Genomic DNA, 14,162 nt, shown 5'->3' on the forward strand with positions numbered 1-14,162 from the left:
GCACCGAGCAAAGGATCTGATGAAACGCCGCATCCCCCGCGCCCGCGACCTCGCCCCGCTGATGCAATTCAAGAAACCCGAGTTCAATGCGCGCACACGACATCTGGCCGCCGCGCTGACGGTCGAGGACCTGCGGACGATCGCGTAACGCCGGACCCCGCGCGCAGCCTTCGACTACACCGACGGCTCGGCGGAGGCCGAACTGTCGCTGGCGCGGGCCCGCCAGGCGTTCCGGGACATCGAGTTTCATCCGGCCATCCTGCGTGACGTATCCGTCGTCGACACCGGATGCACAATCCTGGGCGGACGGTCCGACCTGCCCTTCGGCATCGCCCCGACCGGGTTCACCCGGATGATGCAGACCGAAGGAGAGTATGCGGGAGCGCGCGCTGCGGCTCGTGCGGGCATCCCCTTCTCGTTGTCCACCATGGGAACCGCATCCATCGAGGACGTCAAGGCGGCGAACCCGGATGGCCGCAACTGGTTCCAGCTGTATATGTGGAAGGACCGGGATCGGTCGATGGCACTGGTATCCCGTGCCGCCGACGCGGGCTACGACACCCTGCTCGTCACCGTCGACGTCCCGGTCGCCGGGGCACGCCTACGCGACAAGCGCAACGGCATGTCCATCCCACCCGCACTGACCGCGAAGACCGTACTCAATGCCATCCCCCGGCCGCAGTGGTGGATCGACTTCCTCACCACCGAACCGCTGGCGTTCGCGTCGCTGGACCGATGGTCGGGCACCGTGGCCGAGTTGCTGGACTCCATGTTCGATCCGACCGTCACCTTCGACGACCTCGCCTGGATCAAGACACAATGGCCCGGCAAGCTGGTGGTGAAGGGCATTCAGACCGTGGCCGACGCACAGGCCGTCGTCGACGTGGGGGCAGACGGCATCGTGCTGTCCAACCACGGTGGCCGACAACTAGATCGGGCACCGATCCCGTTCCATTTGTTACCCGACGTCGCCACGGCGGTCGGCGATCGCACCGAGATCATCCTCGACACCGGCATCATGTCCGGCGCCGACATCGTCGCCGCCATCGCGATGGGCGCCGACTTCACCCTGGTCGGCCGGGCCTACCTGTACGGGCTGATGGCCGGTGGCGAAGCCGGCGTCGACCGGATGATCGAGATCGTCTCCGAACAGATCATCCGCACCATGCGTCTACTCGGCGTCGCCGCGCTGGACGAACTCGAACCGGGACATGTGACGCAATTCGAACGACTGGTCAAACGACCGCGCGACTGAACCCGAGACCCGAGCGTCAGGGGCGGGTACGCACATAAGCCTCGACCCTCGCCCGCAGGACCGGGTCACCATACTGGTTGACCAACTCGGCGTCGGTGATGACCAGACCGCGACCGCGTGCGGGTTCGAGCACGACGTCGACGATGTCGATGGTGCCGGTCAGCGTGTCGTCGGGGCGTACCGGGCGCAGGAACCGGACGTCGTCGAGCCGCCGTCCGGCGATGACGCTCCACGTCGCAAAGGTCTTGGTGACCGCGAGCCGCTGGTAGATGGCGAGGGTGTGGATGCCGCTGGCGATCAGTCCGTCGAACGCCCCCGAGCGCGCGGCGTCGCCGTCGATGTGGAAGTCCTGCGGGTCCCATGCACTCGCAAACGCCACCAGTTCGTCCTCGGTGATCGTGTACTGGTCGAGCTCGTATCGCCGTCCTACCTGGAGGTCGTCGGCGTAGATGCGAGCGGACGCGGTCGGAGGCTGCGGGGAGATCATGCGTCCACGCTCGCACGCAACACGATCGTCGCGGCGACCGGGGGTCCGCCGAAAGTCGGGGACGAAGTTCCTCCCCGACGTTTGCCTTCCTCCCCCAGTTACATCCCGGGGACGAACGCGAAACTCGGGGACGAAGAGCCCTCACCCACGCAATACAAACGCTGACCGTCGAGCCATTGACGTGATCCAGGCCATATTTTACGGTTAGACATCATCCAAAAACTGTATGACGTAGAGGGCGGTTCGATGTCACTGGGTAAACGAGCGATCATCTTGGGCGGCAGCGTCGCGGGCATGTGCGCCGCCGGCGCGGTGGCCGACTTCTTCGACGAAGTCCTCGTACTGGAACGCGACATCATCCCGGACGACGCCGAGCACCGCCGTGGTGTCCCCCAGAGCAAGCACCCGCACTTTCTGCTCAATTCCGGCCGCCGCGCGATGGGCGAGCTCTTTCCGGGGTACGAGGAGTCCCTCATCGACGCCGGAGCGCTGCACATGATGCCGTCCCTGGCCGCAGCCCACTGCGAGGGCTCGGTGTGGGTACCGCGCAAAGAGGCACCGATGACGATGGTCTACGCATCGCGACTGCTCATCGAGCGCACCCTGCGCCAGAAGCTGGCGCAGGTTCCCAATGTCCGTGTGGAAGAGGCGGTCACCGTCGCAGGCCTGGAATGCGCCGATGGCGGTCGGCCTGATGGGCGCGTCACCGGAGTGTGGGCGGTCGGCCTCGACGGTGGCCGCGAGAAGCAGTTGATCGAGGCCGACCTCGTCGTCGACACCCTCGGCCGCGGTTCGGCGGTGTCGGACTGGTTGGTCGCGGCGGGATGGCCGCAAGCGCCGGTTCAGTCCCTGGATGCGGGCGTCACCTATGTGTCGCAGTGGTTCCAGAAGCCGGCTGAGTTGCCGGACAGCTGGTGGTGGGCGCAGATGTCGGTGATGCCAACCGCCGATACCGGTCCGCACCCCATCGAGCATGACTTTCTGTGCCAGATCTTCCCGATCGAGGGCGATCGCGTGCTGGTCACCATGGGGTCGTGGGGACATCCCATGCCCCGCAAGGAAGACGAGTTCATCGAGACGGTCCACAAGGTGCGTGCCCCGGCCTTCGGCCGCGCGGTCGAGCTGTGCGAGCCGATCTCGCAGGTGTTCGTCACCAAGTCGACGGGTAACCGGCGTCGTCGTTATGACACGTTGGAGAATCCGCCCGGCGGACTCGTCGTAGTCGGCGACGCCGTGTGCGGTTTCAATCCCTTCTACGCCCAGGGGATGAGTTCGGCGTCGAAATGCGCTGTGCTGCTGCGCGACAAACTATCCACCGCGACCAACGTCGACAGCACGTTCAGCAAGGACTACTTCGCCTCCCAGCGCCAGCTGCTCGACGATATCTGGACCCTTGCGCTGGCCCGCGACCAGGGATACGAGAACGCCGAGGGCACCGACATCGCACCCCGATGGCGGCAGCGGCTCGCCAACCGCGTGAGTTGGCCTCTGTTCAACCATATTTCGGCCACGACGCGCGAGGATGCGGTCGTCGCCCAGCATTTCGCCGACGTCTTCAACCTGGACGAATCGGTGACGACGATGGTGAAGAGCCCACGGGTGCTCGCCGGCCTGGCCTGGCATGCCGTCAAACGCGCGACGAACCGGACGAAGCTTCCGCTGGGCTCCGACCTCCGCCAGGATCCGCCGTCGGACATCTGGCGCGACGGCGAGCGACATCCGGCAGGTCAGGCACTCGCCATCCCACGCGGCACGGCTCAAGAAGAGTTCGCGACCGTGTCGGTCGCGGCGCGGGGTTAGGACATGGCGGTCTGCACTCCGGGCGACGTCCCGTCCATCATCACCAGCTATCTCGGCTTCGACTGCGAGGGCGCCAATCCGTTTGTCACCGTCCGCAATCCGGCGGACCTCGCGAACTGGACGCTACCGGTGCTGGAACTGACCATCATCGTTGGCGCGGTGCTGGCATTGCTGCACGCGATCCGGCGCCTGCGCCGCGAGGGTGACCCGACGAATCTGGCGATCTGGATCGGTTCGCTGGTCTACCTGTTCGTGATCGAACCGCCGTTGTACTTCCCGAACTGGTTCCACGCCGAAGAGGCGATGGGATTCATGTTCTCCCACAACGTCTTCACGGTGAACCTCATGTTCGATCGCCTGCCGTTGTACATCGTGGCGTTCTATCCGGCACTGAGTGCGTTGGCCTACGAGATCGTACGTGCATGGGGCTTCTTCGACGGGTCGAAACGCTCGGCCCTGCGCGGCGCGCTCGTCGTCGCCCTCGTGTTCCAGGTGTTCTACGAGATCTTCGACCAGCTGGGCCCCCAGCTGAAGTGGTGGGCCTGGAACATCGATGCGCCGTTCTACGCCGACACCGTCCGAGAGCTCCGGGAACAGGGCGCCCAGGTCGACGCTCTCGGCAACCCGGCAGCGGTGCCGACACTCGCGTCGGTCCCCTGGGGCAGCGTGTGGCTGTTCGCGACCGTATCCTTCGCGGTGCTGATCTACCTCGCGGTGCGGCTCGTGCACAACCCCACCGCGCAGGGGCAGCGCCCGCGCGGCTGGTCGCTGGTGTGGCGGATCGTCGTCGCCGGCGTCGTGGCCGTGATCAGCATGCCGGTACTGTCCATCCCGACCGCGGTGTTCGGGCGCGACGAGAACGCGAATCAGGATGCGCAGACCGTCGTCTACTGGATCGAGATGCTGGCTGTTTGGGCAATCGGGCTGGTACTGCTCTATCAGCAATGGCGTCGGCTGCGTACGCACCCGGAGATCGGGGTGACCGACGCCCGTAGCGCGCGGCCGTTCCTGGTGGTGTTCCCGCCGTTGTTCCTGGTCGTGCACCTGGTGCTGTGGCTCACCGCGCTGCCGGACTTCTTCGCCGCACAGGACGGCGTGACCGCCGACAACACACCGACCGGCAGCCTCCCCTATGTGATCGTGTGCTTCGTCGTGGCGACGGGTGTGCTGGTGGTGGCGATCCTGCGCGGACGCCAAACCACCCGGACCGATGCACCCGATCCGAAAAGCCTGGCACGCGACGTGGCGGGCTGAACCGGTATGGCAGCATGAGCGCATGAGGACTCGTGGGTGGCAAGGAAACCCGCCCAAGGACTCTGACGAGGCGAGAGCCAGGATTCTGCGCGCCGCGGCGAGCTGCGTCGAACGCTACGGCGCGCAGAAGACCCGGCTCGCCGATGTTGCCACCGAACTCGGTGTGACCAGGCAGACCATCTACAACTATTACTCGTCGGTGGACGAGATGCTGGTGGCGGTCGCCAGTGCCGGTGCCGCGGACTTCCTCGATCGGATGAGTGCCGACCTCGCCGATGTCCACACCCCGCAGGACGCGATCACCGAAACGATCATGTATTGCCTGCGGGTGCTGCCCGAAGAACCGGCGATCGGGTTGATGGTCCGGGCCGGTCAGACCGATCTCTTCACCCGTGAGGCGACCACGGCCAGCGCCGTCGAGCTCGGTGTCCAGATGCTGCGCCGACTCGACGTCGACTGGGAGGCAGCCGGTTTCGACGACGCTGCCATGCCCGGCCTGGCCGAGATGGTCATGCGCGTGTGGCTCAGTTTGCTGCAATACCCAGCCAACCCACCGCGATCCGACGACGACCTGCGCAACTTCATCCGCCGATGGGTGTGCCCGCCGGCGATGTTCGCGGAGCACATCGATATCCGAACACAGTGATACTCACCAAGATCCCGGTCGTTGCGGCGACGCTCGTCGCGGTCACGTAGCAGTCCCGACGTCGGGCCCCAGCACCGAGGCGGCGAACGCCGCTTCGACGACTCCGATCACCGCGGCGAGTACCGGGTTGTCGTCGGCGGCGCGTCGGGCGAGTGCGAGATCGATCGTGCCGGCGTCGGCGAGATCGCGTATCACCATGCCCTGCAACGGCAATGCGCGAACCGAGGAAGGTACCACCGCGATCCCGAGGCCGGCGGTGACCAGGGCCAGCAGCACTGCGGTTCCCGGCGCCTCATGGTCACGCCGAGGGGCGAACCCCGCCGCACGACAGCTCCGGATCACCGCCTCGTTGACAGCGGACTCGCGGTTTTCGTACATGACGAACGGTTCTGATCGCAGGTCGGCCATCGACACCACCGGCTCCACCGCCAGCCGGTGATCCGCCGACACCACCAGAGCCAGCCGTTCCTGCTCGACGATCCGGACCTCGATGTCGTCACCCACCGCGGGCGGACGGAGCAGACCGAGGTCGAGGGTCCCCGCGCGCAACCCGTCGCACTGCGCAGGCGTGAGCATGTCGGCCTCGATCTGCAATGCGACGTCGGGCAGTTCCCTCTTCACCGCACGTGCCATCACCGGGAGATGAGAGAAGGCGGCCGTACCGGTGAGCCCCACCCGCACCAGTCCGCTGCGTCCTTCCGCGATACGCCGCACACCGTGCATCGCGTCGTCGACCCCGTCCAGGATTCGACGTGCCTCGCCCTGTAGATATTCACCGGCGACCGTCAACGCGACGCGGCGGGTGGTGCGGGTGAACAGTTCGACGCCCAGTTCGGATTCGAGCTGGCGGATCGCATAGGACAGGGCAGGCTGCGCGACGTGCAGGGTGGCCGCGGCCTGGCCGAAGTGGCAGGTATCGGCGACCGCCGCGAAGTAGCGCAGATGACGTAGTTCCACGGACACCCCTTCGCCCCAGCGGCTCGACCTCTCCAAATATACGACTTCATACATGCTTGGCCGGCAACTAATCGCGAACATCGATCAATCGATGCCCGGCCCAGGACTAGCAAACAGCCTGGTGTGACTCACGCCACTCAGTGGCAGGGTGACAGAAACAGCTCACAGGAGGACTTTCATGACTGCAACCGTTCCCGAAGTTCCACTGTCGACGAACATCGGCCATGTGGCATCCGTACTCGCGGACGCGGTGATCGATGACGCCGCGAGCGGCGTCTACCGCGCGAACCGGCGAATCTTCACCGACGAGGAGATCTTCGAACTGGAGATGAAACACATCTTCGAGGGCAACTGGATCTACCTCGCGCATGAGAGTCAGCTAGCCGAACCCGGTGACTACTTCACCACCTACATCGGGCGCCAGCCGGTGGTCATCACCCGCGACAAGACCGGCGAGATGCACTGCCTGATCAACGCGTGCGCCCACCGGGGTGCGATGATCTGCCGTCGCAAGACCGATAATCGCACCACCCTGACATGCCCGTTCCACGGCTGGACCTTTCGCAATGACGGCACCCTGCTCAAGGTCAAGGACCCCGACGGCGCAGGCTATCCCGACAGCTTCGACGTGGACGGCTCGCACAACCTGACCAAGGTCGCCCGCTTCGAGAACTACCGCGGTTTCCTGTTCGGCAGCCTCAATCCCGACGTCGTCGATCTCGCCGACCACCTCGGCGACACCACCAAGATCATCGACATGCTCGTCGACCAATCCCCCGACGGACTCGAGGTCCTCCGCGGTTCCTCGACATACACCTACGACGGCAATTGGAAGGTGCAGGCGGAGAACGGTGCCGACGGCTACCACGTCACCGCCACGCACTGGAACTACGCCGCGACGACGTCCCGCCGCAACACCGGGGAGTCGAAGAACGACACGAAGGCCCTCGACGCCGGCGGCTGGGGCAAATCCGGCGGTGGTTACTGGTCCTACCCGAACGGCCATCTGTGCCTGTGGACCTGGGCGGCCAACCCCGAGGACCGGCCGCTGTGGGACAAGATGGACGAACTCAAGGAGAAGTTCGGGGACGCCAAGGGCGAGTTCATGGTCAAGGGCTCCCGCAATCTGTGCCTCTACCCCAACGTCTACCTCATGGATCAGTTCTCCACGCAGATCCGGCACTTCCGGCCGATCGCACCGGACCAGACCGAGGTCACCATCTATTGCATCGCACCCAAGGGTGAAAGCGACGCCGCGCGAACCCACCGCATCCGCCAGTACGAGGACTTCTTCAATGCCTCCGGTATGGCGACCCCCGACGACCTGGAGGAGTTCCGGTCCTGCCAGCTCACCTTCCGCGCCACGGCCGCACCGTGGAACGACATGAGTCGCGGCGCGCAGCACTGGCTGACCGGACCCGATGAGGTCGCCGAAGCCCTGGACATGCCCGGGGTGATCTCCGCGGGCGTCAAGAACGAGGACGAGGGTCTGTACCCGGTCCAGCACGGCTACTGGCTGCAAACCATGCATCGGGCCCTCGAAGCCGAGGAATCCGTTGCCGCCAAGGCACTCTGACGGAAGTTGAGAACATGACCACCACCCAGCCCAACCCGTCTTCCCCGGTCGATTCGGGCACCAAGCTGATCAGCCAGAACACCATCGAGCAGTTCCTCTATCGCGAAGCTCGCTACCTCGACGATCGTGAGTTCGAGAAGTGGCTCGACTGTTACGCCGACGACGTCGAGTACTGGATGCCCTCCTGGGATGACGACGATCGCCTCGTCGAGAATCCCCAACGCGACATCTCCCTGATCTACTACGCCAACAAGGGTGGTCTGGAGGACCGGGTGTTCCGCATCCGGACCGAACGATCGTCGGCAACGTCCCTCCCGGAACCCCGGACGAGCCACAACATCAGCAACGTCGAGGTGATCGAGCGGCGCGGAGATATCGTCGACGTCCGATTCAACTGGCACACCATGTATTTCCGCTACAAGACGGTGGATCCGTATTACGGCACCTCGTTCTACACGATCGACTTCTCCGGCGAGCAGCCCCTCATCCGCCGCAAGACCATCGTGCTGAAGAACGACTACATCCACCACGTGGTCGACGTCTACCACTTCTGAGGACTTCCCAATGACTGCCACCACTGATCGTCGCGCCCCGACCTCGTCGCCGAAGGATGATCCCGCAACCTTCCGCGTCGCACTGGGTTTCGAAGACGGGGTCACCCGCTTCATCACCTGTCGCGCGGACCAGACGGTCGCCGACGCCTCCTACCGGCAGCGGATCAACATTCCGCTCGACTGCCGCGACGGCGCGTGCGGAACGTGTAAGTCGTTGTGCGAGTCCGGTGATTACGATGGCGGGACCTATATCGACGATGCCCTGTCGCCTGCCGAGGCCGACGACGGATATGTGCTGCCCTGCTCGATGAAGCCGCGCTCGGACCTCGTCCTGCAAATCCCGGCAACGTCGGATATCGCCAAGACGCAGGCCGCCACCTTCAGTGGAGAACTCGTCGAGCTGGAACGGCTGTCCGCGTCCACGGTCCGCATCGCCGTCCACATCCCCAACCGGGACGAGCTCGCCTTCCTGCCCGGCCAGTATGTCAACATCACCGTTCCCGGCGCCACCGGTCCCGATGGCGCGCCGGCCACTCGGTCGTACTCGTTCTCCAACGACCCCGACGATCCGCGGCTGACCTTCTTGATGAAGCTGAGCCCCGGCGGCGCGATGTCGACCTATCTGACCGACCGCGCTGCGGTCGGCGACGCCCTCACGTTCACCGGTCCGCACGGCTCCTTCTTCCTGCGCGAGTCTTCGCGACCGGTCCTCATGCTCGCCGGCGGTACCGGTCTCGCACCGGTGTTGTCGATGCTGCGCACCCTGCGCTCGAATGGCAGCGAACGCGCGGTCCACCTGATCTACGGCGTCTCCAGCGATATCGATCTGGTCGCCGTCGACGAGATCGACTCCATCGCTGCCGATCTCCCGCATTTCACCTGGGACCATTGCGTTTCCGACCCTGCCAGTACGGCCGCCAACAAGGGCTACGTGACCAGCCTGATGGCCGCCGAACACCTCTACGGGGGAGATGTCGCGATCTACCTGTGCGGCCCGCCCCCGATGGTCGAATCGGTTCGGGGTCACCTGGCCGACACCGGTGTCGAACCGACGGGCTTCTACTACGAGAAGTTCGCGCTCGCCACCGCACCGAAGGCACCGGCCGCCGATACGACACCCGCGGTGACGACGGTCGAAGCCGACACCGACACCGAGGCGGCCCGGCACGACGTCGCCAACACGATCAAGATCGACTCGGCTGCGATCGGATCCAGCGCGCCCGAGCTACTCCTGACGCCGGATGCCCGGTCGGTTTCCGGACAGAACATGCTGCCCCGCAAGCAGTTCGACGACTGGACGGGCTCACGGGCGGCCACCGGCGACGACGAGTCCAAGCTCCAGGTCGCGGGACAGGCGATCTGGCCGTCGGCAGGCACCTCCTCCAGCACACTCGACGAGGACACCGACTTGCCCGCGGGGGCCGGGCGGACCGTCGCCGGACAGGAGATCTTCGGCGCACGACAGCTCAATCCGCTGGTGGCCGCCGCCGAGGTCGCCCCCGCTGTCGAGGACACCGACAGTGTGGTGGGGTCGCAGGGCTACGTGATCGGCGAGGAACATCCGGCGATCCACGAATCGGATGCGCTGTTCGAGGCGCGCGCCGCACTCGAACTCGGCGCGCTGGAACTGACTTTGGGCCGGATGACGAGCAGGCAGCTTGCGGGATACCGACTTCTCGCCGAATCCACCGTCCCCTACGTGTCCGGCGAGACTTTCGTCGACGCCGAGCAGTACACCGAGACCAACGCCGCCTTCCACGACTACCTGTTCGTCCAGACCGGCAATCCGCACCTGCTGGAGGCCTATCGGGCATTAGGTGTGAAGGGCCGCATGAGCGACGTCCTCCGTCACGCGACGTGGTGCCATCCGCTGTGCGCGCAGGATCACGTCGATATCGTCGCGGCCTTCGAATCCGGTGATCGGGTCGCCGCCCGCGAGTTGATCGCCGCGCACGGCGAACGGTCGAAACAGACCATGCGCCGGGCCATGTCGGACGAGATCTCCTCGCACCGACCACGATTCATCACACCCGGACGATTCGCCTGCCAGGTCGTCGTCGTCACCGGCGCGGCGCAGGGTATCGGCGCCCAGACCGCACGGCGCATCGCCGCAGAAGGCGGTCGACTCGTCCTGGTCGACCGCTCCGATCTGGTGAGCGAACTGCGCGACGAACTGGGCGCGACCGGTGAGGCGATCGCGGTGACCGCCGACCTCGAACACTACGACGGGGCCGACGCCGTCGCTCGGCGAGCCGTGGCCGAGTTCGGCCGGGTCGACGTGCTGATCAACAACGTCGGCGGCGCGATCAACTTCAAGCCGTTCATCGAATTCTCCGATGCGGAGATCCGCGCCGAACTCGATCGCTCCCTGTTGACGACGCTCTACACCTGCCGGGCGGTGCTTCCCGGCATGGTCGAGCGCGGACACGGGGTGATCGTGAACGTCTCCTCCGCCGCGACCCGCGGCATACACCGCATTCCCTACTCCGCGGCCAAGGGCGGGATCAACGCCATCACCGCCTCGCTGGCGGTCGAATACGCAGACGCCGGCATCCGAGTCGTCGCCACCGCCCCCGGCGGCACCGACGCCCCGCCTCGCCGCATCTCACGTGGGACCCCGCAAGCGGAGACCGACATCGAACGTTCGTGGTTCCAGGCGCATATCGACCAGACCATCGAATCGTCGCTGATGAAGCGGTACGGCACCCTCGACGAACAGGCGTCGGCGATCTGCTTCCTCGCCTCCGACGAGGCCTCCTACATCACCGGCACCGTACTGCCGGTGGCCGGTGGCGACCTCGGCTGATCGGGGCATCGAGCGGCCTACGATGGAACCCATGATCCACGTGGGCGAATGCGTCGGCCGCGAGGAGACGCTCGCCGCCGTGGCCGCCGAGGTGGATCGCAGCGCCGACGACGGTGTGCGAATCTTCGCCGTCACCGGCGAGCCCGGGATCGGCCGGACGACGTTCCTCGGACAGATGGTCGCGGACTACCGGTTGCGCGTCGAGGACCCGCAGGTGGCGTATGCGCACGCCCAGGAATGGGATGCCCGAACTCCCGGCGCGATACTCGCTCAACTGCTGCAATGCGAGCCCGGCGAGGTCGGCGCCCTCGCCGACGACCTGCACCGGCGGTGGATGACCGATCGACCGCTGCTGATCGTCGTCGACGACGCCCACCGCGCCGACTCCGCGTCCGTGGAGACCCTCATCGACATCGCCGACCGCCACCGAGCGGCGCCGGTGACCTTGGTGCTGACCGTGCCGACCGGTCGCCTGACCGATCTCGGCGTACAGACCGGCGTCGGAAGCATCCGGGTCGGCGAGATCGCGTTGCCGGGGTTGACGGCAGCCGCGATCGGGCAGCTCGCGCGGACCCGGGGGATCCCCTTGCATCCCGCGGTGGCCGAACGTCTGCACGTGCACACGGGTGGCAATCCGCGGGCGGTGACGGCCCTGCTCACCGAGGTTCCGTCCACGGTGTGGTCTCGTCACGACGCCGACCTCCCCGCACCGGCCTACGTGCGGGCGATGGTGCTGCACCAACTGAGTTCATGCGGACCCGACGGTCGGGCACTCATCGAGGCCGCCGCAATCCTCGACCCCGCAGACGGTTTCGCGGTGACGGCCGAACTGGCCGGCGTCGCCGATCACCTGCATGCCGCGGACGAGGCGCTCGCAACAGGGTTGCTCACCCCCGCAACAGATCTGGCGCCCGCGGACTTCCGGCCCACCCTGCGCAGCCCGATGGTCCGCGCGGCGATCGTGAGCCTGATGGGATTGGCGGCGGCCGGGGCCGCCCACCGCACCGCCGCCGAATTGGTCACCGACCCGGTCCGGAAGCTGCGCCATCTGGTGGCCGCGGCGCCGCGGACCGACCCCGAACTCGCCGAGCGCGTGGCGCAACTCGCCCAGGCCCGAGCCGCCGACGGAGCGTGGGGCGATGCCGCGCAGCTCTTTCGACAGGCGGCCCGGCTGACCGAGCAGCCACTGCTCCACGACGAACGCCTGACCCGCGCCGTCGACGCCCTGCTGGCCGCCGGTGACTGTGCGGGTGCCGGCGCGTTGATCCCGGCCATCGAGAGTCTGCGCGAAACCCCGCTGCGCGACGCCACGCTGGCCTATCTCGCCATCCTGCGCGGACGGGGCGCCGAAGCCGACGTACGACTGACCCGGGCGTGGGATATCGTCAACGCCACCCGCGACCCCGAGACGGCCGCGGTGATCGCACAACGACGAGTACTCGATTCGCTGGCCCGATGTCAGGGCGACGTTCTGGTCGAATGGGCCGATCTGGCATCGCAATTCGCCGGAGCACAGTCCCCAACCGGCGTCGAGGCCGCGGTCATCCGGGGACTCGGCATGGCCTGGTCGGGCAGGCCGACCGAGGCGATGGCCGGCTATCTGGACCTGGCCGCCACCGTCCGGCACGGCGCCCAGGCACAGCGGGTGGCGATGGGGCGTGGGTGGCTCGAGTTGGGCAGCGACGATCTGGACGCGGCGCGGAGCAGCCTCGAAACCGCGGTGTCGATGGCCGCACTCGGGGGTTCGGACCGAATCACCCTGTGGGCGTTGGCATGGCTGGCGCGCACATACTTCCTCACCGGCGACTGGGATGCCGCCCTGCGGGCAGCGCGCGAGGGCGTCGACCTCGCCGGGACCAGTGGCATCCAGTTGGTCAGCCCTCTGCTGCGGTGGACCCTGACCCAGATCTTCTCGCTGCGCGGCGACTGGGACCTTGCCGGCCAGACGGTCCACGACATCGGCCCCGGTACGGACTACGAGATCATGCGCATCCCGGCGCTCCTGGCGAAGGCGCACCTGGCCGAGGCGACCGCCGACTACGCCGCCGTGATCCACAGTCTCAGCCCGTTGGTGCGGCTGGCGCAGCGCACCCCGGCGCTGACCGAACCCGGCCTCTGGCCCTGGGTCGACGTCCTGGCCAACGCCCTGGTGATCCACGGGCGGCTCGACGACGCCGACAATCTGTTGCAACCACATGAGGAGGTGGCGACCGCCCGTGGCCATCGGTCCGCCCGCGCCAGGCTCGGTGCCGTACGCGGACGACTACTCGGCGCCGCCGGCGACATCGACCGAGCACGACAGGCTTTCGAAACAGCGGTTGAACTCCTCGACGAATCGCCGAACCGATATGACCTCGCGCGCACCAACTTCACCTACGGTCAGACGCTTCGCCGAGCCGGCAAGCGGCGCGATGCCGACCACGTGATCGCCGTCGCGCGTGACCTCTTCGTCTCGCTGGGGGCGACGACCTACGTCGCGCGGTGCGAGCGCGAGCTCAAGGCCGGCGGTGTCTCCGCACCGCGCGGCCACCGCGACGACGTGGAGCTGACCGCACAGGAGGAGGCGGTCACCGCACTGGTGGTGCGTGGGATGTCCAACCGCGACGCCGCCGCCGAACTGTACATCTCACCCAAGACTGTCCAGTACCACCTCACGCGTATCTACGCGAAGCTCGGGCTCCGGTCCCGCGCGGAACTCATCGCCCGTCGCGCCTGACCTGCACCGCCCTCGGCACCGCGTGGCACATCGGGTAATTGCTAGCCCTGACCTGGGAGTACTTTAATAAACAGCGGTTACTAATAGTGGCATATCAAGTCCTTGTCTTGT

The 14,162-nt window shown here is 66.5% G+C and carries 9 protein-coding genes and 1 pseudogene; 8 read left to right on the plus strand and 2 right to left on the minus strand.

Annotation, left to right across the window (positions count from 1 at the left end; translation table 11 throughout):
• The first annotated feature begins 19 nt into the window (after positions 1 to 19).
• A pseudogene (locus tag QSJ18_RS00880) lies at positions 20 to 1,255 on the plus strand (alpha-hydroxy acid oxidase).
• Between the two features lie 16 nt (positions 1,256 to 1,271).
• Here QSJ18_RS00880 and QSJ18_RS00885 read toward each other — a convergent pair.
• Positions 1,272 to 1,742, minus strand: a complete 471-nt coding sequence (locus QSJ18_RS00885) for a MaoC/PaaZ C-terminal domain-containing protein (protein WP_286324289.1) — start codon at positions 1,740 to 1,742, stop codon at positions 1,272 to 1,274.
• Positions 1,743 to 1,988: 246 nt separating this feature from the next.
• Here QSJ18_RS00885 and QSJ18_RS00890 point away from each other — a divergent pair, with 246 nt between their 5' ends.
• The 3 genes from QSJ18_RS00890 to QSJ18_RS00900 are packed head-to-tail and all read left to right on the plus strand — an operon-like array spanning position 1,989 to position 5,442.
• Complete coding sequence (locus tag QSJ18_RS00890) at positions 1,989 to 3,542, plus strand: FAD-dependent oxidoreductase (protein WP_286324290.1); 1,554 nt, start codon at positions 1,989 to 1,991, stop codon at positions 3,540 to 3,542.
• Positions 3,543 to 3,545: 3 nt separating this feature from the next.
• Positions 3,546 to 4,796, plus strand: coding sequence for a hypothetical protein (locus QSJ18_RS00895; protein ID WP_286324291.1), 1,251 nt, complete (start codon positions 3,546 to 3,548; stop codon positions 4,794 to 4,796).
• 22 nt (positions 4,797 to 4,818) lie between these two features.
• Positions 4,819 to 5,442, plus strand: a complete 624-nt coding sequence (locus QSJ18_RS00900) for a TetR/AcrR family transcriptional regulator (protein WP_286324292.1) — start codon at positions 4,819 to 4,821, stop codon at positions 5,440 to 5,442.
• A 42-nt stretch (positions 5,443 to 5,484) separates the two neighbouring features.
• Here QSJ18_RS00900 and QSJ18_RS00905 read toward each other — a convergent pair whose 3' ends face one another.
• Positions 5,485 to 6,399: a LysR substrate-binding domain-containing protein gene (locus tag QSJ18_RS00905; protein ID WP_286324293.1), complete on the minus strand. Its 915-nt coding sequence runs from the start codon at positions 6,397 to 6,399 to the stop codon at positions 5,485 to 5,487.
• 178 nt (positions 6,400 to 6,577) lie between these two features.
• Between QSJ18_RS00905 and benA the strand changes: the two genes are divergently transcribed.
• The 4 genes from benA to QSJ18_RS00925 are packed head-to-tail and all read left to right on the plus strand — an operon-like array spanning position 6,578 to position 14,051.
• The gene (gene benA, locus QSJ18_RS00910; protein ID WP_286324294.1) at positions 6,578 to 7,975 is read left to right on the plus strand and encodes a benzoate 1,2-dioxygenase large subunit; all 1,398 of its coding nucleotides are present in this window, start codon (positions 6,578 to 6,580) and stop codon (positions 7,973 to 7,975) included.
• A gap of 14 nt (positions 7,976 to 7,989) precedes the next feature.
• Entirely contained in the window at positions 7,990 to 8,529 is a 540-nt protein-coding gene (gene benB, locus QSJ18_RS00915; RefSeq protein ID WP_286324295.1) for a benzoate 1,2-dioxygenase small subunit, read from the plus strand.
• 10 nt (positions 8,530 to 8,539) lie between these two features.
• A complete protein-coding gene (benC, locus tag QSJ18_RS00920; protein WP_286324296.1) occupies positions 8,540 to 11,335 on the plus strand; it encodes a benzoate 1,2-dioxygenase electron transfer component BenC in 2,796 nt (931 codons plus the stop codon).
• Between the two features lie 31 nt (positions 11,336 to 11,366).
• Positions 11,367 to 14,051, plus strand: coding sequence for a helix-turn-helix transcriptional regulator (locus tag QSJ18_RS00925; RefSeq protein ID WP_353507191.1), 2,685 nt, complete (start codon positions 11,367 to 11,369; stop codon positions 14,049 to 14,051).
• The last annotated feature ends 111 nt before the right edge of the window (positions 14,052 to 14,162 follow it).

This window comes from Gordonia heveisoli (assembly GCF_030315745.1).
GTDB lineage: Bacteria > Actinomycetota > Actinomycetes > Mycobacteriales > Mycobacteriaceae > Gordonia.